The organism is Mycobacterium sp., assembly GCF_032159775.1.
Taxonomy (GTDB): Bacteria; Actinomycetota; Actinomycetes; order Mycobacteriales; family Mycobacteriaceae; genus Mycobacterium.
The window spans coordinates 26,056-51,952 of the sequence record NZ_JAVHWK010000214.1; the positions used below are offsets into that span (position 1 = coordinate 26,056).

Genomic DNA, 25,897 nt, shown 5'->3' on the forward strand with positions numbered 1-25,897 from the left:
TATTTGGAACACACCATGGAACAGAACCTGCCCTTCGACGTGGACGCCCTGCTGGTGTTCGGCAAGGTGGTGGAGAACCGCAGCCTCTCCAAGGCGGCCGCGTTGCTCGGCATGCCCAAGTCGACGGTCAGCCGAAAGCTGACGAAGCTGGAATCCGACCTCGGCATCAAGCTGCTGCGCAAGAACACACACCAGCTGACCGTGACCGACCTCGGTGAGCAGATCTACGCGCACGCCGCGAACATTTCGACCGAGGCCAACGGCGTTCGGGCGCTTGTCGAGGGCGCCAGACAAGAGCCACAGGGTGAGCTGAAGGTCGCGATACCGGTCTTCGTCGGCATCGACTACGCGTCCAGGGTCGGCGCGACCTTCTTGCAGCGCCATCCCAACTCCCGCCTCGACATCCGGCTGGTCGACACCATCGTCGACCCGATCAAGGATGGATTCGACGTGGTTTTCGGCACCGGGCCGCTGCAGGATTCGACGCTCATCGCCCGCAAGGTCTTCGATTTGCAGCTTTTTCTATGCGCGTCACCGGACTTCGTGCAGAACCTGGACGAGCCGCTCACCGTTCCGACGCAGCTGAACACGCTGCCCTTCATCGACTTCGGCTTTGCAGGCCCACGCAGGCTGACGATCTCGAAGAACAAGCGGCACCACGAGCTGACGCCAATGGTCCGCGCTCGTGCCAACAACTTTCAGGTGTGCAAGCAGTACATCCTGCAGGGTCTGGGCATCGGCGCCATGCCCACCCAGATCATCTGCACAGCCGAACTGCGCGACGGCAGCCTGGTTTCGGTGCTGCCCGACTGGAATCTGGAACCGCTCGAGGTGCACATGATCTACCCCTTCGAGCTGTCGTACTCCACCCTCATCAGCGCGTTCTACGACGCGGCACGCGAAATCATCGTCGAGAACACCGCCCGCGCATAGTTCCCCTGCGATTTCGGAGGATCGTCAGGCCCGTCATGATCTCCCACGCAATGATCGAGTACACCGCACCGCGTTCCACCAGGCCGACGGGCAGAAGCCGAGATCCGTTCGCGCCGTCGATGATCAGCGCGACAAGGCATGCCAGCCCGACGACGCCGATGACGACACTCACCAGCCGATAGCGGCGTGATGCACCGAGGCGGCGACTGCCGAACCCGGCGATGATCGCCGCGACGTTTCCGCCGACGATCGCCATCCCGGCGCCGACTACGTGCCAATGGGCGTGGCCGCTCGAGTCCACCGCACCGCTACGGAATGTGGCGACCACGATGTTTCCCACCGCGTTCGCCGCCGCCGCAAGGAGAAAAGCCCGACCTGCCCATCCCCCCGTCGAGCAGGTGCGCGTCAGGACGACTGCCCCCGCGAGGAAAAGCACACCGTGGGTTGCGAACGCGCCGACGTTCATGACGGCGGAGACGCCGAGATCGCTGATGTAGTCGGCGGTGTAGCTGTATCCGGGCAATCGCGCGGCGGCGAGCGCCTCACAGATCAGGTAGACAGCTGCGCCGACCAGCCAGAGCACTGCGGCCGCACGCGCGCCTAGCTGACCCACGATCCCTTTCGCATCACGCTGTGCACGGCAAATTCGGTGTCGAGCACCACAAGATCGGCGCTGGCCCCCGGCTTCAGCTCTGCGGGTGGAAAACCAAGCGCCCGTGCCGGATTGATCGAAGACTGACTAACGGCGGCCATCACCGCGTCGTCGCGTGGGAGTCCGCCATTGTGCACAGCGAATCGGAATTGGTGGTCCATCGTTGCGGTGCTGCCCGCGATGGTCTGCGTATCGGCGACCCGCGCCACCCCGCCGACGACATCAACGGCCAGCGGCCCAAGCCAGTACCGACCGTCGGACATGCCCGCCGCCGCCATCGAGTCGGTCACCAACGACACCCGGTCTACTCCGACGCTGCGGGCAATATGTCGATAGAGGGCCGGATCGACGTGGACGCCGTCGGAGATCACTTCGACTGTCACCCTTGGGTCTTCGATCAACGCGATGACCGGACCCGGCTCACGGGCGTTGATCGGGCGCATCGCGTTGAACAGGTGTGTGCCGACCGTCGCGCCCGCATCGATCGCGGCCCGCGTCTGCTCATACGTGGCCTCGGTGTGGCCGATCGCGGCAGCCACCCCAGCGTCGACGATCTGTCGTATCGCCGCAATGGCGCCGTCGCGTTCCGGTGCGATGGTGACCATGCGGATGGTGCCGCCGCCCGCTTCGAGAACACGGTCGATCTCGGCCGGGTCGGGGTCCCGCATCAGGGACGGCTGGTGCGCGCCGCACCGCTGCGTGGAAAGCCAGGGCCCTTCCAGGTGGATGCCGTCGATAAAACCGGCGCGAACGTCTCGCGCCAACGCGGCGACCTGGCGCAGAAGATCTTCGGGGCCTGCGGTGACCAGCGAGGCGACGAGTGTGGTGGTGCCGTGCCTGCGGTGAAACGCGGCAGCCGTGGCCGTCTCGCCGCGTTCGGCAGACGAGAAGTTCGCCCCTCCCCCGCCATGCAGATGGGTGTCGACGAAGCCCGGCACCACCGCCACCGCGCCGAGTTCGCGGTCCGCGCCGCGTACACGGCCTGTGCCCAATGCGGATACAGTGCCTTCGGAAACCTCAATCCACCCGGGGCGCACCAGTTCTCGGCCGGTCAGCAGGGTGTCGGCGGTCATCAGCATGACGGCGACTCAGATGCCCTGCCAATTCGGCTTCGAGCGGTAGGTCTCGCGGTAGTAGTCCACCAGCTGGAGCCGACGGGCGGCCGCGTCGTCGAGCAGCACCGTGACATGCGGGTGGTGCTGCAGGATGGTCGCGGGCCATAGGGCGCTCACCGCGCCCTCGACGAGATGGTGCACGGCTTCGGCCTTGTTCCGGCCGGTGGCCACCAGGATCACGTGTCGGGCGGCCATGATCGTCGCCAGACCCTGCGTCAGGCAGTGGGTGGGCACGGCGTCGATGTCACCGTCGAAGAAACGGGCGTTGTCGATCCGGGTCTGCCGGGTCAGCGTCTTGATCCGGGTGCGCGAAGCCAGCGATGAGCCCGGCTCGTTGAAGCCGATGTGCCCGTCGGTGCCGATGCCGAGGATCTGCAGATCGACACCGCCCGCCGCCTCGATCGCCTTCTCGTACGACGCGCACGCGGCTGGGATGTCGGAGGCAAGGCCGTCGGGTCCCTCGACGGCTCCGGGGGCGAAGTCCACGCGCGACACGAATACCTTCTCGATGACGGTCCGATACCGCTCGGGATGGTCTGCGGGCAGGCCGACATACTCGTCGAGGGTGAACCCGCGTGCCTGCCGGAACGAGATCGCGCCCGCGTCGCACCGGTCGGCGAGTTCGTCGTAGATCGCCAACGGCGACGAGCCGGTGGCCAGCCCGAGGACCGCGGCCGGCTTCCGGTTCAGAAGGGACGCGATGGCGTCCGCTGCGGCGCCGCCAATCTCCTTAGCGTCAGCCAGAACGATTACTTCCATCTACGTCGTCGCCGTGAAAAGTTCTGCGCCGGAAGCGATATCGGCCCTCTGCGCAACGGTGTCGACCGGGGCGATATTGCCGGGTTCCCGCTCGTCCATGACGACAACGGGGACAATCGGATTGAGCCCCTTGGCTTCGATGGCCGGGACGTCGTAGGTGATGATCAGCTGGCCCGCAGAGACGTCGTCGCCCTGGGTGGCGTGCGTGGTGAAGCCCTCGCCCTTCAGCGCGACGGTATCCAGACCGAGGTGGACCAGAACGCCGACGTTGTCCGGGGTCATGACGATGTACGCGTGCGGCATCAGTTTCAGGAGCTTGCCGCTGACCGGAGCGAGAGCCTCGACCAACTCGCGCGGCGGGTCGACCGCTGCCCCGTAGCCCACCATGCCCTGGGAGAACACCGGGTCGGGTACGTCCTCGAGCCGAACTGCGCGCCCCGCCACGGGCGTCAGGACCACTGTCTTGCTCACCCACCAAACAATACGAGTGTGGGTGCAACACGGTCTCAACTTCGCGGGTTCTCGTCTAAGCTACCGCTGGCGCTTCGACGGCAGTGACGTTTGCGGCAGAGAGGGTGACCGACGATGAGCGACGCGGCGAAACCTGAAGCGATCCAGCAAAAGTCGGGGTTGCGGATTCCGGGGTTCGGGCAGTTGCAGCGGCTCGGTAAGAGCCTGATGCTGCCGATTGCGGTGTTGCCCGCGGCGGGCATCCTGCTACGGCTGGGTCAGGACGACCTGTTGGGCAAGATCAAGGCACCGGTAATCGGGCCTTTCTTCCAGGCAATGAGCGCGGCAGGCGGCGCGATCTTCGACAATCTTCCGCTGCTTTTCGCCGTGGGCGTCGCGATCGGATTCGCCAGGAAGGCCGACGGTTCTACCGCGCTCGCGGCCGTGGTGGGCTACCTGGTGGTGCAGGCGGTCTTCAAGACCATGTCGCCGATCGTGCTCGCCGGCGAGGTCGACAAGAACGGCGACCAGGCGCTGATCAACTACAGCGTGCTCGCCGGAATCTTCGTCGGCCTGCTCACCGCGTGGCTGTTCGACCGATATCACACCATTCAGCTGCCGTCGTACCTCGGATTCTTCGGAGGCAGGCGGTTCGTCCCGATTGTGGTGTCGGTGGCGTGCCTGTTCCTCGGGTTCGCGATGAGCTACTTCTATCCGATCTTCGATGCCGGTCTGACCGGCCTCGGCAAGTTCATCGGCGGGTCGGGTGCGCTTGGGGCGTTCGTCTACGGGTTCGCGAACCGGATGCTGATCCCGCTCGGGCTGCACCACATCCCGAACTCCTATATCTGGTTCCTCTACGGCGACTACCAACCCCCGGAGGGCGGAAAGGTTGTCACCGGGGAACTCACCCGGTTCTACGCGGGCGACACATCCGCCGGCCTTCTGACGTCCGGGTTCTACCCGATCCTGATGTTCGGCCTGCCCGCTGCGGCGCTGGCGATGATCCACGTGGCCAACAAGAAGCAACGGACGGTCGCGGTCGGCATCCTGTCGGCGGCGGCGTTGACGGCGTTCCTGACCGGCATCACCGAGCCGCTGGAATTCGCATTCATGTTCGTCGCGTTCCCGCTGTACGTGATCCACGCGCTGCTGACGGGTCTGTCCCTGGCAATCGCCTACCTGCTCGACATCCACCTGGGATTCTCGTTCTCCGCCGGGCTGATCGACCTCATCCTGTGGGGCGGCGCACCGGCGGCCAAGAACATCTGGTTGCTCATCGGCATGGGCGTCGTGTTCTTCTTCGTCTACTACTTCCTGTTCCGGTTCGCGATCACGAGGTGGAACATGCGGACTCCGGGTCGGGAGCCGGAAGATGAGTTCCAGGCGGAGGAGGAAGCCAACCTCGGCGAGGGTGATGCCTTCGCGACGACGGTGACGGCCGCCGGATCCGGCACGGCCACCGCCACCATGACCGCGCCCGTCGCCGCCGACAGCAAGGCCGAGCAGGTGATCTCGGCATTCGGCGGGCGGGACAACCTGGTGAACGTCGATGCCTGCATCACGCGGCTTCGCGTCGAGGTGAACGACAAGGGCCAAGTCGACCAGCCGCGGCTGAAGAGCCTGGGCGCCGCAGGCGTCATCGAGGTCGGCAACAGCGTTCAGGCGGTCTTCGGCACCGACGCAGAGGCGCTGAAGAACGACATCAACGACATTCTCTAGAACGCTTGGCCAAGGCCTGAGCAGAGGTCAGAGAACCGCGAAGAGCTCCAGCTGGATATTATCCGGATCGCGGAACACCACTGTCGCAAAAGGAAACGGCTCGTTTCCGGTCCGGATGCCGGAGTGCTCGATGGCCAGCTCGTCGAGCCACCGGCTCCACGCCTCCAGCTCGTCGCGACCGGAGACGTTGAAGCCCACGTGGTCCAGCCCGGTCTGAGCCTCGTCGAACGGCACACCGTTGTTGCCGGTGTTGGTGTGCAGTCCGATCGCCAAACCCGAGCGTGGCTCGAGGAGCAACACGCCGTAGCCGGTGTCCTCCCGTTCGTAATGAGGGAACGTCATCGGCACGCGCTGCGCGCGAAACACCCGCTGATACCAGGCAGCGCTGGATTCGATGTCGCGGACGGTTACGGAGAAATGATGGATCCCAGTAATCGCTGGGGCCGGTCCCTCGGTCACGTGCAAGATGGTGCCATGACCAACGACTCATCGGCCGCAATCCGGCAAGAGCGCCGCGACTGGATGATCAAACACCGAGACATATATCTGCAATCGGGTGGCACAAAGGGCCACGTCGAGGATCTGTCCGACGTCGGCGGCCACAATTTCACGACGCACTGCCTGATCAAGGTGCGGGGACGCAAATCCGGGACGACACGCATCGTTCCGCTGATCTACGGCGACATCGGCGGAGAAATCGTCATCGTCGCCTCGAAGGGCGGGGCCGACCGGCATCCGGACTGGTACCTGAACCTTCGCGCCGACGAACACGTCGACGTCCAGATCGCCACCCAGGCCTTCCGAGCGACCTGGCGTGAGCCTGAAGACGTTGAGCGGCATAAGGTCTGGGACTTCATGGCCGGCGTCTACCCGCCGTACATCACCTATCAGAGGTCGACCGCGCGGCACATCCCGGTGATCATGATGACGCCCGTCAAAACCATAGACGTGTTCGGAATGTCCGACCTGCAGTCATAGTGGACGGGACGATTTCCCGCCACCAGGAAGCCGGTGTAGGACGTGAAGAACCGGCCGTCGGTGTCGGCGGCTCGCAACTCACCCATCCAGCGGTCGGCGTCGGCACGGCTGATGGTCCCGGCGTGAACCAGGCCCTCGGCCGTCGCGAAGAAACTGAAGACACGGTCGGCGACGCCGAGGTCGCTCGAGACGAGAGTCTTCGGATGCGTCACGATGCCGTCGAGCCCGGCGTCGAGGAACAGCGGCACCAGCCGGCGGCCGATCCAACCCGACGGAATGCGATCGCACCACGTGTGGAGAATCGCGCGTGTCAGCGCCCGATCCATGGAGTTGATCGTCAGTGTCTCCCAGTCGTTGTCGAACGCGACCAGCACGCCACCGGGACGAAGCACCCGGACCATCTCGCGGATCGCTGCCGCGGGATCAGCGATGTGCTGCAGAACCCGGTCTATCCTACAGCCGTCGAAAGTCGCGTCCTCGTAAGGTAACTGAGTCGCATCGGCGTTCTCGAAAGACAGTCCTGCGATATCGCCGTGGCGCTGACGTGCCGCATCGACCATCGCTTGACTGCCGTCGACGGCGACCACCGATCCACCCGGCGCGACGCGCTTCGCCAGCGTCGCGGCGTCGTCCCCGAGCCCGCATCCGACCTCGAGAAGCCTGCTGCCCGGTCCCGCCGCCAGCAGGTCATAGCTTTCGCGTTTGCACTCGGCGAAGAACGGGAGTGAGTCGATCAGTGTCAGGCAGTTGGCGAACATTCCCCTAGCTTCGCTGTGGGCCCACGAAATCCGAAGCGGCATCGACGCTCTGGAATCCCGAAGCGAGGTCGTCGGCCATCACTGCTACTGCGAGCTTGCTGCTAGTTGCACCCGCCGGCATTGACCCACCGGCCGTTGTAGCTGACACAACCCGTGACGTTCGGTGGCGGCGGCGGGTCGTAAGGCATCGGAGCGTAGTACGCCGGGGGCGGAACATAAGGTGCCACCGCGTCGGCGACATTGGCGCACCCACTCACCGATACCCGGCGGCCCACGCTGGCGCAGACGTCTGCGTTGGCGACTCCGGGTTGGTGGATCACGATGATCGTGCCCGGGATTGCTGCAAATGCCAGGCAGGTGGCCGCCGTGGCTGTACGTGTCATCGTCCAAAGGCTCATGGTCTGATCCTCACCCGCCCGCCAGGCCCGGTGCAGGGGCGTCACATCGAGTCCTCAGGTCAAGAGGGGCAGCATGACCTCGGCGACATCCTCCGGCGCGACACCGGACAGGTCCGGAGGTGAGGATTCCAGGCGCGACACTGCCCCGAACAACCCGTCCTTACTGCCGAAACAGTGCATCACCGACGCCGGGCCCGCCGTTCTCGCCCGACCCGATGGCTACATCGCCTGGGCCGGCGCCTCTTCGGACAGCGGCGCGATGAACAGTGTGCTGAGCCGGTGGACCGGCCTCAGCCGTCGACCGCCATGTGCATCGCCGCGCGGTAGCTGAACAACAATGACGCACCGATCGGGTTACCGCCACCTGGGTACGTCGTGCCCGACACGGCGGCCATCGTGTTCCCAGCCGCGTAGAGGCCCGAAATGGGCCGATCGTCGCCGTCGAGGACACGCGCATCCGTATCGGTACGCAGCCCGCCCTTGGTGCCAAGATCCGATATCCCGAACGCCGCAGCGCGAAAGGGCGGGGTGTCGATCGGCACGAGCGGAGACGCACCGCCGGTGAACGCCCTGTCGAACGACTCTCGGCCCCGGCCGAAGTCCTCGTCATCGTCACGCGCGGTCAGTTCATTGAATCGGCGCACCGTGTTGACGAGAGTGTCTGACGGGACACCTATCTGGCGCGCCAGTTCGGCCAGCGAGTCCGCTTCCCGCCACAGCCCTGCGGACACATATTCAGCCGTCGGCGAGAACGACACGTTGGTCGCCATCACCGGCGGCTGCTCTCCGCCCCGGCTGTCGTAGACCATCCAGTAGCGCGGCCCGACAAGGCCCTCGCGCATAGCCCGAATGATCTCGCGGCCCGCTCTGTCGTAGGCGGCGGACTCGTTGACGAACCGGCGTCCGGCCGCGTCGACGAATATCCCACCCGTGAAACACAGCGCGAAGGCGGCCCGGCCGTCGGGGTGGACCAAGCCCGGCGACCACCACGCCTGGTCCATCAGGTCGGTGCTCGCGCCGACGGCGATCGCCGCGCGGTGCGCGAGGCCGACGTTGCCCGGCGAGCCCATGGTGTCCAATGCCGTTCCCGGCACACCGAATTCGGCCCGCATGGTGTCGTTCTGCTCGAACCCACCTGCGGCGAGCAGCACCCCTCGTCGCGTCCGGATCACCCTTCTCGCGCCAGCGGTCTCGACCACGGCACCGGCGACGCGGCCATCGTCGACGATCAACTCGACAAGGCTTGTATTCAAATGCGCTGCGACCGCTGGATTGTCGGCCATCGCCCAGAGGAAGCGGCCGATCACAGCCCGGCCGCCGGTGAGCAGATCGGGCCGCGGCGCCCCGAGGCGTTCATGGTCCAGCGGTCCACGAACCAGCCCCTGGAAGCGGCCGAGGCGGTTGTCGGGCACCGCCTTCGAGACGATGTGCCGCATCCCGTCGTTGCGGGCACCGACCGCCGAGCTGTAGTAATCGGGCCACGGCAGGACCTTGAACCCGAAGTGCTCGTCGCTCTCGAGGTATTCGATCAGCGCCGCACCGCCGCGAACGTAGGTCTCCTGCAATTCGGCTGGAGTGCGGTCCCCGACGACGCTGCGGTAGTACCGCAACGCCTCCTCGATGGTGTCGTCGACTCCCGCGCGGACGAGCACGGGATTGCACGGGTACCACATTCCGCCCCCGCCGGAGTAGGCGAATGTCCCACCGAACTGATCGGTCGCCTCGACGAGGGCGACCGAGAGTCCTTCGCGCGCAGCGGTATAGGCGCCCGCGATGCCGCCTCCGGATCCGGCGACGAGTACGTCGACCGTCTCATCGGGCGCGTTCACAGGTTCCTCGACCGGTTGACGAAGCGATCCTCACGCGGCGAGAACAGCCAGCCGCCAGCGGCTTTCGTGCCGCCGTCGGCAGGGATGTTATGCCCGGTGACGAATGCGGACTGATCGGAAGCCAGGAACAGCGCGACCCGCGCCTGGTCCTCGGGCCAGCCCACGCGTCCGGCGGGAGCCCAGGACGCCCAGAGGTCGTCGACATCCTCGTACCCGGTCAGGTAGTCGACCTGTGGTGTCTGCGCGAGGTCGGTGCCGATGCCGTTGGCGCGGATACCGTGTCGTCCAAGGTCCACGGCCAGGCACGTGGTGAAATGCGCCGCGGCCGCCTTCATCGCGCCGTACACGGGGTCCTTGGGATAGCCGCGCATGCCCTCGACCGAATGCACGGTGACGATGCTGCCGCGGCCCGCATCGATCATCGACGACACAAACGCCTTCGTGACGAGGAAGACGTGTCGCAAGTTGATGTCGTACATCTGCTGCCACGACTCCGGCGTGGACTCGCAGAAGGGCAACAGCGGTCGGTAGTCACCGACATTGTTCACCAGCACGTCGACCCGCCCGTGTTCGGTGAGAACTGCATCGGCCAGCTTGGCGACATCGTCGTCGAGGGTGACGTCGACAACGTGAGTCCTGATGCGTCCGCCCGCGTCCGTCACCTCCTCGCGGATCCGGTCGGCGCGCTCCCGATCGATTTCTGCCACCTCGACCGCAGCGCCGTGCTGGGCGAAAAGGCGGACGATCCCCGCGCCGATGCCGTCGCCTCCACCGGTGACAACGGCCACCTTGCCGTCGAGCAACCGATTCCAGTCATTGATGCGTGGGACACCGTCCGGCGTGCCGGACAGTCTCACCTGGTCGTCACCGGTCATAGCGCCGGACCCTACGCGGCGTGCGGAAGAATCGCGTTCAGCATGACCGATGACGACGGCATCCCCGCCACCTCCCGACGACGGCACATCCTGCGGCTCGCTGTCTTCGCGGCGTTCCTGCTCGGACTGTTTTATCTGGTGGCGGTCGCGCGGTTGGTCGACGTGGACGACGTGCGGCGCACGGTGGCGGCCACCGGTCCCGCCGCGCCGCTGACGTATGTCGTGGTGTCGGCGGCGCTCGGCTCAATCTTCGTGCCCGGACCGCTTCTGGCTGCGGGCAGCGGTGTGTTGTTCGGGCCCGTACTCGGATTGTTCGTCACAGTGGGTGCAACAGTTGGCACCGCCATCATCACCGGCCTGATCGGCAGACGGGCCGGCCGGTACAGCGCACGAGAGCTCCTTGGGCCCCACCGCGCCGACCGGCTGGATCAGCTGATTAAGCGGCGCGGACTGTGGGCGGTCGTCGGCCAACGATTCATCCCCGGCGTCTCGGACGCGCTCGCTTCATATGCGTTCGGAGCGTTCGGCGTACCGCTGTGGCAGATGGCCGCCGGCGCGTTCATCGGATCGGTGCCGCGGGCGTTCGTCTACACCGCGCTGGGTGCCTCGATCGGGGACCTGTCATCGCCACTGGCCTATGTGGCCATCGCCATCTGGTGTGTGACGGCGGTCGCCGGGGCGTTCGCCACCCATCGCGGCTACCGGCATTGGCGTGGGCGTCATCGGGACGCGGCCGATGCACCGGGTACTGTCCCACCAACGAAGGATGGCCTAACACCCGAGACCGAAGGGCAGTGACAATGGCTGATCAACCGACGGACGCCTCCGGACTGCGCCTCCTCGTGGTCGGCGCCTCCTCAGGTATCGGCCACGCGGTCGCCGAAAGCGCCGCCGAGCTCGGCGCGAAGGTGGCGGTGGCAGCGCGGCGGATGGATCTGCTGACCAAGCTGGCTGACACTGTCGGCGGCACCGCATTCGAACTGGACGTCGAGGACCCGCAAGCGATCAACAAGGTCGTCGGCGATGCCGCCGCGACGCTGGGCGGCCTCGACGCCGTGGTGTTCACCAGCACGGTGGTGCCCTTCGCGCAGATCGAGGACACCGACGTCACCACCTGGGTCCATGCCTTCTCGGTCAACGCGGTCGGCGCCAACAACGTGCTGCGGGCCGCGCTTCCCCACCTTTCGGAGAACGGCGTGGTGCTGATCGCGTCGAGTCACGATGTCGGCCGACCCCGCGCAGGCGTCTCCGCCTACAGCGCAAGCAAGGCCGCGCTGGACGAAATCCTGCACTCGTGGCGCAGTGAGCACCCGGAACTGTCCATTCTGCGCGTCGGGATCGGTCCGACCGCAGATACCGAGATTCTGCGGGGCGCGGACCGGGACCTTTTGTCGCTGCTCTTCCGGTCGTGGGTGGAACACGGCCAGCTGCCCGCGCAGATGTCCACGTTGTCCGACGTCGCCAACACGCTGGTGTCGCTGGTCATCACCGCCCATGCGAATCCGAGTGTGGTGCCCGAAATAGTCCAGTTGTCGCCGCGCATCAGATCAACAACCTGAGTTTAGTTCCCTACACTCAGGCATAGACTGGGCCGATGACCGGCACCGAGATTCCGTTCCACGGCGTGCGTATGCGATACGACAGTGCGAAGAGTTTCGACGATGTCGTCGCGGCCCTGCTCGACGATGTCGGCGACAAGCCGGTGCCGATCGACGACTTCGCGGGGCGGTTCGCCACCTGGGAAGCCTATGAGCGAGAAGTGCAATCGCACGTCGGCTCAAGCGGATTCATGTTGTTCGCCACGCTAGATCACGGCGCGTGGATCAAGAAGGCGGGCATCGAACGGAATCTGCTGCGGGTGGTGATCGGAAACCCGCTGATCGCGATCACGATGCTGCGCCACGATGTGACCGCAGGCCTGTTCGCGCCTGTCGAACTCCTGATCGCCGAGGAGCAACCCGACCGAAGCTCCCTGACGTATGTCGTGCCGTCGTCGCTGATGGTGGTGGAGGAGAACGAGCCGCTGCGCGCGGCCGCCGTAGCGCTGGACGCGAAGCTCGCGGCGCTCGCGGCGAAAGTGACCTCCGCCTAGTCTCCCTGCGGGCCCGCGGACTCCACCGAGGCCACGTCGGTGAGGCCACTGATCTTCAGCACCGGAATCAGGAGCGGATTGGCCATCAGGTGAATGTCGTTGGCGTGCGCGAACAGCACATTGATGCCGCCACTGTCCAGGTATTCCACGCCGCTGAGGTCGACGGTCACAGTCGCGCTATCACGCTGCCCGCACGCCTCGTCGAGGGCCGCGGCGAACGCGTCGATATTGGTCAGGTCGATCTCGCCGGCGGCGATCACCACCGACGCGCCGTCCTCGCGCCGGTCGGCGGTGATGGTCAACCGCGTGGCCATCACGCGATCCTTGCGTGCATCTGCACCGTCGTGCCGCTGGCGAGGGGCTTGATCGTCACGTCCTGCATCAGAGCACGCATCAGAGAAATGCCGCGTCCCCGATGCGCAGCCTTGACCGGCTGCTTCCACGACCCGGCATCGATCACCGTCACCTGCAGCCGGTCGGCAAGTGCCGTCGCGCGCAGGCTGATGGTGCCTTCGGTGAGATGCCGGTGGCCGTGCTCAATGGCATTGGCAAGGGCTTCGCCCGCCGCGATCAACACCGCCAGCGTCTGATCTTCGTCCACGCCGGCCCGGCCGAGCCAGTCCTTCAGAGCGGCGCGGGTATCGGCGAGGTAGCTTGCCTCGGCGGGGAATTCGACGTCGAGCGGGACGGGTTGGCGATAGAGCAGGAGCGCGACATCGTCTTGATAGCCGCCGCTGGGCGCCAGCCGCGACATGACCTCCCTTGCCAGATCGTCGAGGCCGGTGTCGCGCTTCTCCTGCACGAGATCCGCGGCGCGCGCGATACCGGCGTCGAGGGCTTCCCGACGGCGTTCCACCAGGCCGTCGGTGTACAGCAGCAAGGTCGACCGAGGCGGCAGTGTCTCGCGGTGTTCGGGCCGAGACGGGTCGAAGGACAGCCCGAGCGGTGTGGCGCGGGCGCCGTCGAGCAGGCGTGTGGTGCCGTCGCCGTGCACCATGATCGGTGGCGGATGCCCGGCGCTGGAGTACACCAGCTCGCCGGTGTCTGGATTCAGCACCGCGCAGAAGGCCGTGGTGCAGCGCGCACCGGGAAGCCGGGCGGCGAAGTGGTCCAGCGCAGTCAGCGCGGCACCCGGATTTGGCTTCTCCAAAAGCAATGCGCGACAAGCGCTTCGCAATTGACCCATGATGGTCGCCGCGGCCAGGCCGTGGCCGACGCAGTCGCCGACGATCAACGCGATTCGCCCGTCATCCAGATCCACGATGTCGTACCAGTCACCGCCGATCTGAAGCGGACGAGTGGCGGGCTGGTAGCGCACCGCGAATCCGCTCGGCAGCTGGGCCGGCCCGAGGATCGCGTTCTGCAACGCCAAGGCCGTTTCCCGTTGCTGGTCGAGTTGATGGACCCGCTGCAGACCCTGTTCCAGCCGCCCGCCAAGCACCGTAAGAAGCGTCTTGTCCTCTGCGGTGAACGGCCGCCGCTCGACAAGCTCGATGTGCACCACCAGCACACCCCGCGGGTGCTGCAATGCGATCGCCGCGGTGCCCGGCCGCGTGGTGTCGGGGATCAGCAGCGCGCCTTCCCCCATCGTCCTGATCATCTGCTTGGTGTCCGGCGGCAGGTCGGCCCAGCTGGCCGGCTCACCCACCCAGATGATCTGGGGTGCAACGAGATCGGAGATCTCGCTCACCCAGGTGGCGGCCAGGACGCGGCGCGCTTGCCACAGCCCGCAAAATTCAGCGGCCGCCGCTCGGACAGCGTCGTCGAGCGTGTCGGCCTGCGAGAGCTGTTGGTTGAGTGAGGCAAGCGCACTCTCGCGCTGCACCGTGTAGTGCTCGGCGGTGACATCGCGGAATGTGCCTACCGTGACCCGGTGGCCGGTCTCGGGATCCTCGGCTCGATTGAACGTCACGGTCACCCACAGGCGATGGCCGTCACGGTGATTCACCGGAATGGTGAAGCTGCCGTGTGCTTCGTCCAGCAGTTCGGCGAAGGCCTCCTTCACCTGCCGACGAGATTCGGGATCGGTGTCGGCGGACGGCCACCACGGGAAAACCGGTTCGTAGGGCAGGCCCTCCGGGCCGTAGCCCATGATGTCGGTGAACGAGGCGTTGATCTCGATGATCGCACCCTGCTCGTTGCAGATGAAGAACGCTTCCTGCAGCGAGTCGACAAGGGCCGTGCGCCAGCGGGCATGGTGATTGCGCAGCCTGGCCAACTCGATGTTGGCCCGGACCCGGGCCAAGAGTTCGGCGGCCGCGAACGGTTTGACGAGATAGTCGTCGGCGCCGGCCTGCAGCCCCTCTATCGATGCCTCCTGTCCGGCGCGGGCCGACAACAGCACCACGGGCACAGCGGCGGTGCGCGGATCGGCTCGCAGCGCCGCCACCAACTCCAGTCCGTCCAACCGGGGCATCATCACGTCGCTGACCACCAGGTCGGGCACGAAGGCGCGAATCGACTCGAGGGCCTGTTGACCATCGGTCACCGACTCGACGCTGTAGCCGGCGCCGCGCAGCAGACGAGCCAGGTATCGACGCATGTCGGTGTTGTCGTCTGCGACGAGAACGCACGCGGGTGCGTCGCCTCCGGGCGTCGGCAGTTTCGCGTTGTCGGAGGTCAGCGCGGACTCGGCGATCTCGGTCGGAACGATTTCGTCGTCGCCGGGAATCCAGCGCAACGCCTCCTGCACAAACGGCTCCGCCACTTCCGAAGCCGCGCGGGTCCCGCCGGTCGAAGCCACCGCGTCTGCGGCAAGGTGTGCCGAGCCGAACGGCAACCGGACCGAGAACGTGGTCCCGGCACCCTCCACGCTCTCTGCTGTGATTGTTCCGCCGTGCAGGCTCACCAATTCCTGCACCAAGGCCAGTCCGATTCCGCTGCCCTCGTTGGAGCGCGCGCGGACCGACTCGATGCGGTGGAACCGCTCGAAGAGCCGGGGCATCTCCTCGGCGGCCACACCGATCCCGGTGTCGGAGATGGTGACGACCGCATCGCTGCCTTCACGGCCCACTCGAACCGAGATCGATCCGTCGAAGGTGAACTTCAGCGCATTCGACAGCAGGTTGAGGACCACCTTCTCCCACATGTCGCGATCGACGTAGACGAGTTCGTTCAGCGGTGGGCAGTCGACGGTGAATTCCAGTCCGGCGCGATCAACAGCAGACCGGAAGACGCTGGCCAGCTCGGCCGTTACCGCCGCTAGGTCCACCGGCTCGTAGCGGGCCCGCGCACGTCCGGCCTCGATGCGTGAGAAATCCAGCAGCGTGTTCACCAGCTTGCTGAGGCGTAATCCGTTGCGCCAGACGATGTCCAGGTCCTCGCGCATTTCAGCGTCGAAGGCGTCGGCCCGGCCGCGCAGCTCGGCAACGGGGTCGAGAATCAACGTCAGCGGGGTGCGAAACTCGTGGCTGATGTTGGAGAAGAACGCGGTCTTGGCGCGGTCGAGTTCGGAGAGTTCTTCGGCACGCCTTTGTTGGGCCCGGTAGCTCCTAGCGCTGCCAAGCCCGGCTGCGATGTGCGCCGCGGCCAGTCTGACGAAGCCGGTGTTCTTCTCGTTCACCGGGCGATACCTGTTCAGCGCAGCGACCAGGAACCCACGGGATGTGCCGCCCTGCTCCATCAGCGGCACCACGAGCGCCTTCATCGGTGGTTCGGGCCAGTCCCCGGTCGGCAGATCCGTAAACGCAGCACCGTCGAGTTCGAGCAGCACCGACTCGCCGCTCGCGGCCGCCTGCACCGGCCAGACGGCGCCACCGTCAGCGGGCAATACCGCAGGGGCAGCCGGGTGGCCCGCGGCGATTCCGCTCATCCCCGCCAGGCGGGCGTCTCCGGTGTCATCGAAGAGATAGGTCAATGCGAAGGGAAGATCGCGCAGGTTCTGGCCGAGTTGGCGGTGGGCAAACGTCAAGCTTTCTTCCTCGGTGCGGATCACGCTGGGATCTGACCCCAGATGTCGCAGCGTCGCCATCCGTCGCTCACCGATGATCTGGTGCGTGTCCTCGCTGACCACGCACAGCATGCCGACGACCTGTCCCCCGTCGTCGCGCAGAGGACTGTAGGAGAACGTGTGATAGGTCTCCTCGGGGTACCCGGAGCGCTCCAGAAAAAGCAGCAGGCCCTCATCCCACGTCGCTTGTTCCGTCGACAGCACCCGGTCGATTCGCGGAGCGATGTCATCCCAGATCTCCGACCACACCTCGTTGGCCGGACGCCCCAGCGCCCACGGGTATTTGCGGCCGAGCGTGTCACGGCGGTATGCCGCATTGCAGAAGAACGTCAGCTCCGGGCCCCATGCCATCCACATCGGGAATCGAGAGGACAGCAGAATGCTCACCGCGGTCTGAAGGCTCTGCGGCCAGCCCGCCGGCGGTCCGAGCGGTGTGGCCGCCCAGTCCACTTGGGCGAGGTCACGACCGACATCGGCGTCAGCGCCGAACACCGCGGTGGGTAGACCGCGGTCAGCGTCTTCGATCATCGCGCCCCGTCGGAGCTGCGGAGCGCGTCTGTCACGGTCTGGTAGGGCCGCAGAAGGTTGTCGAGCTTGGTGACCGAGATCGGCATGATCACTTCGGCGTTGCTCGCCACCACACGCACGGACACGCCGTCCGAGCGACCTCGCTCAAAGCAACCGAGGACGGCGTTCAGCCCCGCGCTTCCGAAGTAGGTCACCTCTCCGAGTTCGAGTACGAGCACCCGGCTCGGATGGTCCGACGCGGCTTCCAGCGCGGCGTCGAGATGGGTGACGAGGGTGTCGACTGTGCCGGAGTCGATCTCGCCGCCCGCGGAGACGATGACGGCCACGTCGCGAACATCCTGCTTGACTTCCAACAACGGCACCTGCCGCTCACCTCCTGGATTCACATTAAGCCAAAAGGCGCGTTCCAGTGGAAACCTGCAGGTTTATCTCGACCGAGCTAAGAAAGTCGAAAGACTAACCGTCGCGAGTAGTTCCAACGCGGTCGTGCACGGTCAGCAGCAAATGATCGAACTCCCGCCTCAAGTTGTCCGGCTCATAGCGCAGGCTGTCGAGTTCGGCGACGACCTGGGCGGCGAGCGCCCGTAATTTCGTGTTCGTCTGCTGGGAACGCCACAGCAGGATCTCGAACGCCGCCTCGGCATTGATGCGGTAGACGAGCATCAGCGCGCCTTTCGCCTGTTCGATGGCCGCCCGCGCCTCGAACAGTTCCGGCAGGGAGTCGTCGAGTGCCTGCCTGCGAGCCTGGTGGAACGTGTCCGTCAGGTCGATGTAGTAGCCCTCGCTGCCAACAAGAGCACCGCTGTCGTCGAGCATCCGGTCGGCAAGCACGATGACCGTGTGCTCGCGGCCCCCGGTGTCGATGAAGCGGTGGCGGCTGGAGAACGAACCGCCGAAATGCAACAGATGGTCGAGTTGGTCCTGGACGTGCTGTCGGTCGTCGGGATGTTTGTGCGAGAGAAGCAGTTCTGTGGTGGGCACGACGGAACCGGGCTCGTAGCCGTGCATCCGCGCCACCTCGTCGGACCACTCCCATCGTTGACCGACGAACCAGAAGCGGAAGCTGCCAACGTTCAGGTTCTGAATCGCGGCTGCGGACAACTCGGCCTCGGGACCGCGGGCCGAATCCGGCTTCGTCATGGGTGTGATTGTTCCATCAAGACGGTTGCCGCGAGCGTCCTTTGACGCGGTGCGCCAGATGCATGATCGCGACGACGACGGCTCCGACCACAAGACCGATCACCGCCGAGGCCGCCGTGTTGACCAGCCAGGCCAGCACACCGCCGACGCCTCCGACGTGATGGACGGCTTCTTCCCAGTGGTGAACAACGGCGTACGGGGCATGCCAGCCGAGCTCGTCGGTCCCGACCAGCAAGATGTGGCCGCCGACCCAGAGCATCGCCGCCGTACCGATCGTCGACAGCGCCGACAGCAGCTTGGGCATCCCGGCCACCAGCCCGCGGCCGACGCGCTGTGCGAACGTCGATGAGCGCTGAGTCAGGCGCAGGCCGGCATCGTCCATCTTGACGATGCCTGCAACGACGCCGTAGACCACCGCGGTGATCACCAACGCGACAATGACCAAGATGATCAGCCGCGGCAGAAACGATTGGTCTGTCACCTCGTTGAGGGCGATCACCATGATCTCGGCCGACAGGATGAAGTCAGTCCGGATGGCACCGGTCACCATGTACTTCTCGGCGTCTTCGCCCTTCTCGGCGACCGGAGCGGCGTGGGCGTCGTGGCCGCTGATGCGGCCCCACACTTTCTCGGCGCCCTCATAGCAGAGGTAGGTCGCGCCGAGCATCAGGATCGGGGTCAGCACCCACGGCACGAACTGGCTGAGCAGCAACGCCGCGGGGAGTATGAACAACAGCTTGTTGCGCAACGATCCGATGGCGATGCGCTTGATGATCGGCAGTTCACGCTCTGCGGCGATGCCGTGCACGTACTGCGGGGTCACCGCGGTGTCGTCGATCACCACCCCGGCGGCCTTGGCCGTCGCGCGTCCTGCCGCCGCCCCGATGTCGTCGACGGAGGCGGCCGCCATCCGCGCGATCGCGGCAACGTCGTCAAGGAGCCCGAACAGGCCGGCGCTCATCGCGTCTCCGTCATTGCGGGCCAGGTTACCGCGAAGGGCTCACCTGGCGTGGGTGGCGAAGAACTGTGCGCTGACGTCCGACGCCCCGCCAAACCACCCGTGTCCGCCTCCGTCGACTCCGACGAACACCACCTCGGTGCCGTTGGCGCAGCCCGTCGACGTGAAGCGGTGCACCCCCGGGGTAGGGACGTCCTCGACCGGAGCCGACGGGCAGTGGTCCAGGTCCCGCCACCGCCCGACCATCGCCTGCGGCGCCACGATGTCGCTGGGGCCACCGCGTCCGACCATGCCGCCACCGTTGTAGGGCACCACCGGGTCCGCCATTCCGTGGGTTGCGATGACGGATACCGGGCGGGAAGGAGCACACGTCACTGCCGAGCCCAGGGACCCGGCGACCGGTGCGATGGCGGCGACGACATCGGCGCGCTGGCACGCGAGCCGCGTTGCCATGAATGCCCCCGCCGACAATCCCGTCGCGAACACCTTGCCCGGATCGATCTTCAGGTCCGCGGTGAGCCGGTCGGCGAGCGAAACCAGGAAACCCACGTCGTCGATGCCTTGGCGGTCGGGTAACGATGCGCCGCGACCGTCGGCCCAACTGAGATCGATGCCGTCCGGGTACACCACCGCGAACCCATGCTGGTCGGCGACGGCGTTGTAGTTCGTCAGCGAAGCCTGCTCGGCCCCGGTCATTCCGGCGCCGTGCATATTGATGACCAGGCCGGTCGGACGGTCGACCCCGGCCGGGGCGTGCACCACGTAAGTGCGATCGAGACCACCGGACGCAAGCGTGCCCGCGGTATCCATGCCGAGGCTGACCGGTGCCCGAACGACGCCCAGGATGCCGCAGCACGCCAGCACGGCGGCGACTGCCATCACACGACCGAGGCGCAGGTGTGCAACCTCACAGTTGGCCGCCACCGAACGCGGCATAAGGCTCCCCCCACCCGGGAATCAATCGCTGAACACATCCCCCATTCCTATGTACTCCGAGGAGAAGCAGATGTCGAAGTACCTCTATGCCGTCGGCGCGTTCAGTTTCCGTCGGCGCTGGCTGGTGCTCGGCGCCTGGATGGCGGTGCTGATCGGTGTTGCGCTTGCGGGCCTCGGTCTGGGCGGCGAGCCGAAGGACGACTTCTCCATTCCCGACACCGAGTCGCAGCGGGCCGTCGAGCAGCTTGCGCAGAAGCTGCCCGCGTTCAGTGGTGCGCAGACGCAGATCACCTTCGCGGCAGCGGATGGGGCGAGGCTGACCGATCCTGCCCTCGCGGCCGCCGTCGATCGGTCGATCGCCAACGTCGGGTCCATTCCGCAGATCGCGCTCGCGGCCGGTCCAACGCAAACCCGACTAACCTCCCCCGACGGTCGAGTCGGCCTCGGCACGCTGCAGTGGAAGGCCCAGCCCGGCGAGGTCGACGAGACGGCGTTGCAGGCCGTGCAGGAGGCCATGCAGCCGGCGCAGACGGCCGGGGTGACGGTCGACTATTCGGGCAGCGTGTTCCCCGGGTACAAGGTCAGCGTCCCCGAACTACCGGAGATCATCGGGATCATCGCCGCCTTCGTGATCTTGCTGGTCACCTTCGGCGCTGTGGTCGCTGCCGGGCTGCCGATCATCACCGCCTGTATCGGCGTCGGCATCGGCGCCCTGGGCATTTTCGCCGTCGCGGCACTGGTCGACATGCCCTCTGCCGCTTTGTCTCTCGCGCTGATGCTCGGTTTGTCCTGTGGCATCGACTATGCGCTGTTCATCTTGAACCGGTACCGGAACAATCTGCTTCTGTTGCGGCCGAAGGAGGAGGCTGCAGGCCTGGCGGTCGGTACTGCGGGCGGCGCGGTGGTCTTCGCCGCCCTCACGGTGATCATCGCTCTGTGCGGGCTGTCCATCGTCGGCATCCCGTTCCTGACCTACATGGGACTGGCGGCCGCGGTGTCGGTCCTGATCGCGTTGTTGATCGCGGTGACCCTGCTTCCGGCGTTGCTCGGCATCGCGGGCGGCCGCGTCGCGAAGTTCATCCCCACACCGTTCGATCGAGCGAAGGAGACTGCGCAGGTGGCGGCCTTCACGCCGCACCGGACATTGGGCGCCCGGTGGGGACGCTTCGTGGTGAGCATGCGGAAACCCCTGTTGATCGCGGGTGTGGCCGCGCTGCTCCTTCTCGGCCTGCCCGCCTTCGGATTGCACCTCGGGTTGCCGAGCGGCGCTTCGCAGCCGGAGTCGAACACATCGCGCAGGGCATACGACACCACGTCGCAGCACCTGGGTGCCGGCTTCAACGGCCCGCTTCTCGTGGTCACCGACCTGACCAAGGCCAACGACCCGAACGCTGCCGCCGATATCGCAGCGCGTCTTGCGCAGGAGCCGGGAGTGGTGACCGCCGCGCTCGCGGCGAGCCAGAACGGCGCAGCAGTCATTCAGGTGATCCCGACGACGGGCCCGAACGACACGGCCACCGCCGATCTGGTGAACCGCATCCGCGGCGACCGCACCGCCATCGAAGGCAACACCGGTGCGACGATCCTCGTCGGTGGCACGACCGCGTCCAACATCGACACTTCCGACAAGCTGGCCGCGGCGCTACCGGTATTCCTGATCGTGGTGGTGGGACTGGCCTTCGTGCTGCTCACGGTCGCCTTCCGAGCCGCGCTGGTGCCGATCACCTCAATCGTCGGCTTCCTGCTGTCGGTGTTCGCCGCCCTGGGCGTGCAGGTCGCCATCTTCCAATGGGGTTGGGGCGCAGATCTTTTGGGAGTGACACCCGGTGAGACGATCAGCTTCCTGCCGATTATCGTGCTGGCGATCATCTTCGGGCTTTCCAGTGACTACCAGGTTTTCGTCGTCTCACGGATGAAGGAGGAGCTCACCAAGTCCGGCGACGCGCTCGACGCGGTGCGCAGTGGTGTCGGGCTGTCCGCGCGAGTCGTCACCGCCGCCGCGCTGATCATGTTCGGCGTCTTCGTGGCATTCCTCGCCGGTGGCGATCCCATCATCAAATCGGTCGGTCTGACACTTGCCGTCGGCGTGTTCCTCGACGCATTCGTCGTTCGGCTGACGCTCATCCCGGCCATCATGAGTGTGCTGGGCAGCAGGGTCTGGGCGCACTCGAAGTGGTTCGACAAGTACGTGCCCGACGTCGATATCGAAGGCACCAAACTGGAAGCCTCAGAGGATCAGCTGGCGGCATCGAGGTAGCGAACGACGTCGTCGGCGACCGGAGAGGCCTGCAACCGGAAGGATCGCAGCGGGCCGATGAGGGGCTCCTCGTAGCCGGCGAACCACAGTCCTGCTGCCGCACTCGGCAAGCCGTTCACGACCGGTCGCCCCACATCGTCGAGGAGGCCGAGATGGCCCACCAGCGACTGCAGGCCGGTGTGGTACCCGGTCGCGGCGATGACGGCTTCGGGTCCGATCACGGTACCGTCGGTCAACACGACGCCGGCCGCGTCGAACGAATCCACGGCGGCGACGATCTCGATGCGCCCATCCTCGACGTGCCTCACCAGTTCATCGGCCAACGTCGGGATGCGGCCGTCTTCCAGCAGTGCCGAGTAGATGCCTTGGCGCGGCATGGGAAGACCGGCGCTGCTGAGGTCGCCGAACCACAGCCGCTGCATCACCTTGGCGGCGTTGTCCAGTACCGGCACCGGTAATCGGCTGAACAGCGCGGAGAACGCGTCCACGGGCACGCCTGCCGCTGAGCGCGGCACCAGGTGCGGTGGTCTGCGGACAGCCATTCTGACCCGCCGTGCGACTCCGTCGCTCAGCTGCAGAGCGATGTCCGTTGCGGAGTTACCCGAGCCGACCACCAGCACGTCGCGTTCCGCGAAGGGCCACGCGTTGCGGTAGCACGCCGAATGCAGAAACTCTCCGCCGAAGCTCTCCCTGCCGGGCCATGACGGCAGCATGGGGGTGTGGTAGTTGCCGGTCGCGACGATCACCGCCGCTGCGGTCAACTCCTGCCCGTCGGTGACGACGCGCCAGTGATCGCCGTCGCGGTCCACCCGCTTGACAGTGACACCCAGGGCCAACCGCAAGCCTTGGCGTCGCACGTAATCGTCGAAGTAGCCCACCATGTCGTCGCGCTTGGGCCATCGGCCGTAGCGGCGCGGAATACGTTGTCCCGGTAGATGAGACCAAAATCCGCAGGTGTTCAGCCGGAACCCGTCGTAACGGTTGCGCCATGCCGACACAGGCGCATCGGCTCGATCGACGACGAGCGCGTCGATTCCTTGAGCGTCTTTGAGTTGACGGGCGATGGCCAGTCCGCATGGCCCCGCGCCGACGACGACGACCCGTTCCTCTGCTGCCATCTACGGCGGGCGTCTGGTCGCTCCGGTGATGGCGATGCGCGTCAGACCGCGGCGGCGGGACGGCTCACTGCCTGACGGGCCCGCACGTCGTCGAGGAAGCGGGTCACCTCCACCGCGCAGCGCCGCGCGTGCGAGGTGTCGACGAGATCGAAGGCGTGGCCCGCGCGCGAAATCTCGGAATAGACAACGGGATTGCGCGACGTGGCCTCGAGGGCCTGACGGAAATGGCGCGCTTCCCGCACCGGGATGATGGTGTCCTGATCGCCGTGGATGAGGAAGAACGGCGGCGCGTCTTCGTGGATGCGCGCTATCGGCGATGCCGCGGCGAAGACGTCCGGATGGCGAGACTGCCTACGCCCCACCACGACCCGTTCCAGGAAACCCTGAAAATTCCTGCGGGTAGCCGTCGACCGGTCCTCCCAGTCATAGCGACCGTAGATGCTGACGACCGCGTCGACCGAGGTGTCGGCGTCGTCGGCGAGCTCACCTCGGAACCTCTGATCCCCAGGTGTCAGGCCAGCGAGCGAGGCCAGGTGGCCGCCCGCCGAGCAGCCCGCGATTGCCACGAATTCGGGATCTCCGCCGTATTGCCCGACGTTGGCCCGCGCCCAGGCAATGGCCGCATTGACATCGGCGATGTGGCGGGGCCACCGGTGCACCGGTGACACCCGATAGTCCATCGTCAAGCACACCCAGCCTTGCTTGACCAGGTGGGACAACAACGTGTGACCCTGCAGGACGCGGGTGCCCTGCACCCAGGCTCCGCCCGGCACGAACAACAGCACCGGCGCGCCTGGCGGCAGGTCGGGCCTGCGCCAGACGTCGAGAAGCTGGGCCGGATGATCGCCGTACTGAACCGCCCTGCTGTGCAGGCAGCGTCGCCGCTGCCCACTGGCCCGCACGAACGGAGGGATGCGGCTGCCTGCCGTCGCCACCGGAGCCACCTCCGGTGCGGTGTCATGCTTCGGCAGACCCCAACCGGTGCGGCGGGTGACGGCGGCTCGCATCGCCGCGGGCGCGTAGTGACCGCCGTAGAGCGCCATCGCGGTCAGGCCGGCAAACGGTTCGAGGTGCTTACCAATCACGGGAAGCGACGAATACAGCCTGGCAGAGGCCAGCAGGACATCAGTCGGATGAATCGGCATCGACTTTCCTTCGCAAAGGGAACATTTCCGCCGACTGGCTGCAGCGCATTTGATTTACCCCGCGATCGCCGGGCCGAAACCTGATTGCCGGCCGCCGGTAGCCGCCGGTAGCCGCCGAGCCTGCTGAGAGATCGCGGTTCACCCCATTTCACGATCTATGTGCAGTCTCGGGCCTTACGCGGTTCGGACGCGCCGCGCGAAGCGCCAAACGCACTCAGCAGCGCAGTTTCTCGGGGGCCACCAGCGCCAATTTCGGCAGGTCCGGCGAAATCACACCCCATCGAAGGAACGCAACCGCGTCGTCGACCGAGTCCGATACCGGCAGATGCCTACCGACGTCGATGACTGCGAGAAGCCGAAGGAGCATCGGGCAGGGCACGAGAGCCCACGCGGCACCGTCTCGCCGGCATTGCAGGTAGAAGTCGACCAACACTCGAACACCGTGAGTGCCAACGAAATCGAGCCCACGCATGTCCACGACGAATCGGTCGTTCCTGGTGGCGAACCCGCGCAGAACCGTTGCCATGAAGTCGCTGTTCGATGTGTCGATGGCGCCGCTGACTTTGATGACGGTCGTCGGCTTTTGGGACTCGACGGAAACAGAAATGCCGCGACTATCGAAGTTCGCGCGCGCAGGGGGCTGCTCCAAAACACTGTCGGTGGTCATTGTTCTCCTTGCCTGCTTGGTCGTGCAGGCTGTGAACTCAACCGTTTCCCTGACGCTAACTACGCTTTCAGACAACGCGGCGCTGCGCAACACGGGGCGCGCCCGGCGAAGTCTTGACGCAAAGCTGTTCGTTTCCTGTACCGAAATGCAGTGTGCATCTTCGCAGATTGGCTCACCACTAGCCTTCGACCGCGCTCACGGGCGCGGAGCGAACACCGGCACGAAGACGTCGTCGCCGTCGACATGTTCGAAACGCACCTCGACCGGAAGTCCGATATAAACCGAATCCGGTGCGCAGTCAACGATATTCGTCGCAATCCGTAGGTCGGTTTGCTCGTCCAGCGTGACGATCGCGATCACGTAGGGAACCGGCACGGCTGGGTTGAACGGTTGGTAATTGACCGTGTACGTGAAGACCGTCCCCCGGCCCGAAACCGGCCGGGCAACGAGGGCTCCGCCGCAGTCGGGACACTCCCCGGCGGGCGGTGCAGTCCACCGCTCGCAGTGCGCGCACCAAGAGATCAGCAGCCGACCGCCGCCACCCCCGGTCCAGAACGCCCGGTTGTGTTCGTTGAGCGCGGGCAACATCCGGGCCGGAATTTCAGGTGGGGCCTCGTCTGCCATAACGAGCAAAGTAC

Annotated in this window: 27 protein-coding genes; 8 read left to right on the forward strand and 19 right to left on the reverse strand. The window is 66.0% G+C overall.

Annotated elements, in window-relative coordinates; all coding sequences use genetic code 11:
- Window positions 1-15 precede the first annotated feature (15 nt).
- Window positions 16-933, forward strand: a complete 918-nt coding sequence (locus QOJ24_RS27130; RefSeq protein ID WP_526266721.1) for a LysR family transcriptional regulator — start codon at window positions 16-18, stop codon at window positions 931-933.
- Here QOJ24_RS27130 and QOJ24_RS27135 read toward each other — a convergent pair.
- The 4 genes from QOJ24_RS27135 to QOJ24_RS27150 are packed head-to-tail and all read right to left on the reverse strand — an operon-like array spanning window position 905 to window position 3,930.
- Window positions 905-1,546: a DUF998 domain-containing protein gene (locus QOJ24_RS27135; protein WP_526266722.1), complete on the reverse strand. Its 642-nt coding sequence runs from the start codon at window positions 1,544-1,546 to the stop codon at window positions 905-907. The genes QOJ24_RS27130 and QOJ24_RS27135 overlap by 29 nt on opposite strands.
- Complete coding sequence (gene nagA / locus QOJ24_RS27140; RefSeq protein ID WP_526266724.1) at window positions 1,534-2,664, reverse strand: N-acetylglucosamine-6-phosphate deacetylase; 1,131 nt, start codon at window positions 2,662-2,664, stop codon at window positions 1,534-1,536. Before nagA ends, QOJ24_RS27135 begins: the two co-directional genes overlap by 13 nt.
- 9 nt (window positions 2,665-2,673) lie before the next feature.
- Entirely contained in the window at window positions 2,674-3,459 is a 786-nt protein-coding gene (gene nagB / locus QOJ24_RS27145) for a glucosamine-6-phosphate deaminase (protein WP_526266725.1), read from the reverse strand.
- Window positions 3,460-3,930: a PTS sugar transporter subunit IIA gene (locus QOJ24_RS27150; protein ID WP_526266727.1), complete on the reverse strand. Its 471-nt coding sequence runs from the start codon at window positions 3,928-3,930 to the stop codon at window positions 3,460-3,462.
- A 114-nt stretch (window positions 3,931-4,044) separates the two neighbouring features.
- On the opposite strand from QOJ24_RS27150, the gene QOJ24_RS27155 reads away from it, so the two are divergent.
- A complete protein-coding gene (locus QOJ24_RS27155) occupies window positions 4,045-5,631 on the forward strand; it encodes a PTS transporter subunit EIIC (RefSeq protein WP_526266728.1) in 1,587 nt (528 codons plus the stop codon).
- A gap of 27 nt (window positions 5,632-5,658) precedes the next feature.
- Here the strand turns inward: QOJ24_RS27155 and QOJ24_RS27160 are convergent, their stop codons facing one another.
- On the reverse strand, window positions 5,659-6,090 hold the full coding sequence (locus QOJ24_RS27160) for a VOC family protein (protein ID WP_526266729.1): 432 nt from the start codon (window positions 6,088-6,090) through the stop codon (window positions 5,659-5,661).
- A gap of 15 nt (window positions 6,091-6,105) precedes the next feature.
- Here QOJ24_RS27160 and QOJ24_RS27165 point away from each other — a divergent pair, with 15 nt between their 5' ends.
- Complete coding sequence (locus tag QOJ24_RS27165) at window positions 6,106-6,609, forward strand: nitroreductase family deazaflavin-dependent oxidoreductase (protein WP_526266731.1); 504 nt, start codon at window positions 6,106-6,108, stop codon at window positions 6,607-6,609.
- On the opposite strand, the gene QOJ24_RS27170 is transcribed toward QOJ24_RS27165, so the two are convergent.
- Window positions 6,519-7,367: a methyltransferase domain-containing protein gene (locus QOJ24_RS27170; RefSeq protein WP_526266733.1), complete on the reverse strand. Its 849-nt coding sequence runs from the start codon at window positions 7,365-7,367 to the stop codon at window positions 6,519-6,521. The genes QOJ24_RS27165 and QOJ24_RS27170 overlap by 91 nt on opposite strands.
- A 101-nt stretch (window positions 7,368-7,468) precedes the next feature.
- Window positions 7,469-7,750, reverse strand: coding sequence for a hypothetical protein (locus tag QOJ24_RS27175; RefSeq protein ID WP_526266734.1), 282 nt, complete (start codon window positions 7,748-7,750; stop codon window positions 7,469-7,471).
- Window positions 7,751-7,838: 88 nt separating this feature from the next.
- Between QOJ24_RS27175 and QOJ24_RS27180 the strand changes: the two genes are divergently transcribed.
- Window positions 7,839-8,096, forward strand: a complete 258-nt coding sequence (locus QOJ24_RS27180; protein WP_526266735.1) for an aromatic-ring hydroxylase C-terminal domain-containing protein — start codon at window positions 7,839-7,841, stop codon at window positions 8,094-8,096.
- Here QOJ24_RS27180 and QOJ24_RS27185 read toward each other — a convergent pair.
- Window positions 8,056-9,594 (reverse strand): FAD-binding protein, encoded by a 1,539-nt coding sequence (locus tag QOJ24_RS27185; protein ID WP_526266736.1) that lies wholly within the window; start codon window positions 9,592-9,594, stop codon window positions 8,056-8,058. The two genes, QOJ24_RS27180 and QOJ24_RS27185, sit on opposite strands and share 41 nt — an antisense overlap.
- Window positions 9,591-10,469 (reverse strand): SDR family NAD(P)-dependent oxidoreductase, encoded by an 879-nt coding sequence (locus QOJ24_RS27190; protein WP_526266738.1) that lies wholly within the window; start codon window positions 10,467-10,469, stop codon window positions 9,591-9,593. Before QOJ24_RS27190 ends, QOJ24_RS27185 begins: the two co-directional genes overlap by 4 nt.
- A gap of 42 nt (window positions 10,470-10,511) precedes the next feature.
- On the opposite strand from QOJ24_RS27190, the gene QOJ24_RS27195 reads away from it, so the two are divergent.
- From QOJ24_RS27195 to QOJ24_RS27205, 3 genes are read left to right on the forward strand one after another with little or no spacing between them, the layout of a single operon-like run.
- Window positions 10,512-11,267: a TVP38/TMEM64 family protein gene (locus tag QOJ24_RS27195; protein WP_526266739.1), complete on the forward strand. Its 756-nt coding sequence runs from the start codon at window positions 10,512-10,514 to the stop codon at window positions 11,265-11,267.
- A gap of 2 nt (window positions 11,268-11,269) precedes the next feature.
- The gene (locus tag QOJ24_RS27200; RefSeq protein WP_526266740.1) at window positions 11,270-12,028 is read left to right on the forward strand and encodes an SDR family oxidoreductase; all 759 of its coding nucleotides are present in this window, start codon (window positions 11,270-11,272) and stop codon (window positions 12,026-12,028) included.
- Window positions 12,029-12,063: 35 nt separating this feature from the next.
- Window positions 12,064-12,561, forward strand: a complete 498-nt coding sequence (locus QOJ24_RS27205) for a DUF302 domain-containing protein (RefSeq protein ID WP_526266742.1) — start codon at window positions 12,064-12,066, stop codon at window positions 12,559-12,561.
- Here QOJ24_RS27205 and QOJ24_RS27210 read toward each other — a convergent pair.
- The 6 genes from QOJ24_RS27210 to QOJ24_RS27235 form a co-directional block, all read right to left on the reverse strand.
- Entirely contained in the window at window positions 12,558-12,875 is a 318-nt protein-coding gene (locus tag QOJ24_RS27210; protein ID WP_526266743.1) for an STAS domain-containing protein, read from the reverse strand. The two genes, QOJ24_RS27205 and QOJ24_RS27210, sit on opposite strands and share 4 nt — an antisense overlap.
- A complete protein-coding gene (locus QOJ24_RS27215) occupies window positions 12,875-17,038 on the reverse strand; it encodes a SpoIIE family protein phosphatase (RefSeq protein WP_526266745.1) in 4,164 nt (1,387 codons plus the stop codon). The genes QOJ24_RS27210 and QOJ24_RS27215 overlap by 1 nt, the downstream gene beginning before the upstream one ends.
- Window positions 17,035-17,400: an STAS domain-containing protein gene (locus tag QOJ24_RS27220; protein ID WP_526266747.1), complete on the reverse strand. Its 366-nt coding sequence runs from the start codon at window positions 17,398-17,400 to the stop codon at window positions 17,035-17,037. The genes QOJ24_RS27215 and QOJ24_RS27220 overlap by 4 nt, the downstream gene beginning before the upstream one ends.
- A gap of 94 nt (window positions 17,401-17,494) precedes the next feature.
- Window positions 17,495-18,178 (reverse strand): ANTAR domain-containing protein, encoded by a 684-nt coding sequence (locus QOJ24_RS27225; protein WP_526266748.1) that lies wholly within the window; start codon window positions 18,176-18,178, stop codon window positions 17,495-17,497.
- Between the two features lie 16 nt (window positions 18,179-18,194).
- On the reverse strand, window positions 18,195-19,139 hold the full coding sequence (locus QOJ24_RS27230; protein WP_526266750.1) for a DUF808 domain-containing protein: 945 nt from the start codon (window positions 19,137-19,139) through the stop codon (window positions 18,195-18,197).
- A 39-nt stretch (window positions 19,140-19,178) separates the two neighbouring features.
- Window positions 19,179-20,015, reverse strand: a complete 837-nt coding sequence (locus QOJ24_RS27235) for an extracellular catalytic domain type 1 short-chain-length polyhydroxyalkanoate depolymerase (protein ID WP_526266751.1) — start codon at window positions 20,013-20,015, stop codon at window positions 19,179-19,181.
- 127 nt (window positions 20,016-20,142) lie between these two features.
- Here QOJ24_RS27235 and QOJ24_RS27240 point away from each other — a divergent pair, with 127 nt between their 5' ends.
- On the forward strand, window positions 20,143-22,329 hold the full coding sequence (locus tag QOJ24_RS27240) for an MMPL family transporter (RefSeq protein ID WP_526266753.1): 2,187 nt from the start codon (window positions 20,143-20,145) through the stop codon (window positions 22,327-22,329).
- On the opposite strand, the gene QOJ24_RS27245 is transcribed toward QOJ24_RS27240, so the two are convergent.
- From QOJ24_RS27245 to QOJ24_RS27260, 4 genes are all read right to left on the reverse strand, one after another.
- On the reverse strand, window positions 22,308-23,447 hold the full coding sequence (locus QOJ24_RS27245; protein ID WP_526266754.1) for a flavin-containing monooxygenase: 1,140 nt from the start codon (window positions 23,445-23,447) through the stop codon (window positions 22,308-22,310). The genes QOJ24_RS27240 and QOJ24_RS27245 overlap by 22 nt on opposite strands.
- Window positions 23,448-23,488: 41 nt before the next feature.
- The gene (locus QOJ24_RS27250; protein WP_526266756.1) at window positions 23,489-24,592 is read right to left on the reverse strand and encodes an alpha/beta hydrolase; all 1,104 of its coding nucleotides are present in this window, start codon (window positions 24,590-24,592) and stop codon (window positions 23,489-23,491) included.
- Window positions 24,593-24,806: 214 nt separating this feature from the next.
- Window positions 24,807-25,259: an STAS domain-containing protein gene (locus QOJ24_RS27255; protein ID WP_526266758.1), complete on the reverse strand. Its 453-nt coding sequence runs from the start codon at window positions 25,257-25,259 to the stop codon at window positions 24,807-24,809.
- A gap of 195 nt (window positions 25,260-25,454) precedes the next feature.
- On the reverse strand, window positions 25,455-25,847 hold the full coding sequence (locus tag QOJ24_RS27260) for a Zn-ribbon domain-containing OB-fold protein (protein ID WP_526266763.1): 393 nt from the start codon (window positions 25,845-25,847) through the stop codon (window positions 25,455-25,457).
- Window positions 25,848-25,897 lie beyond the last annotated feature (50 nt).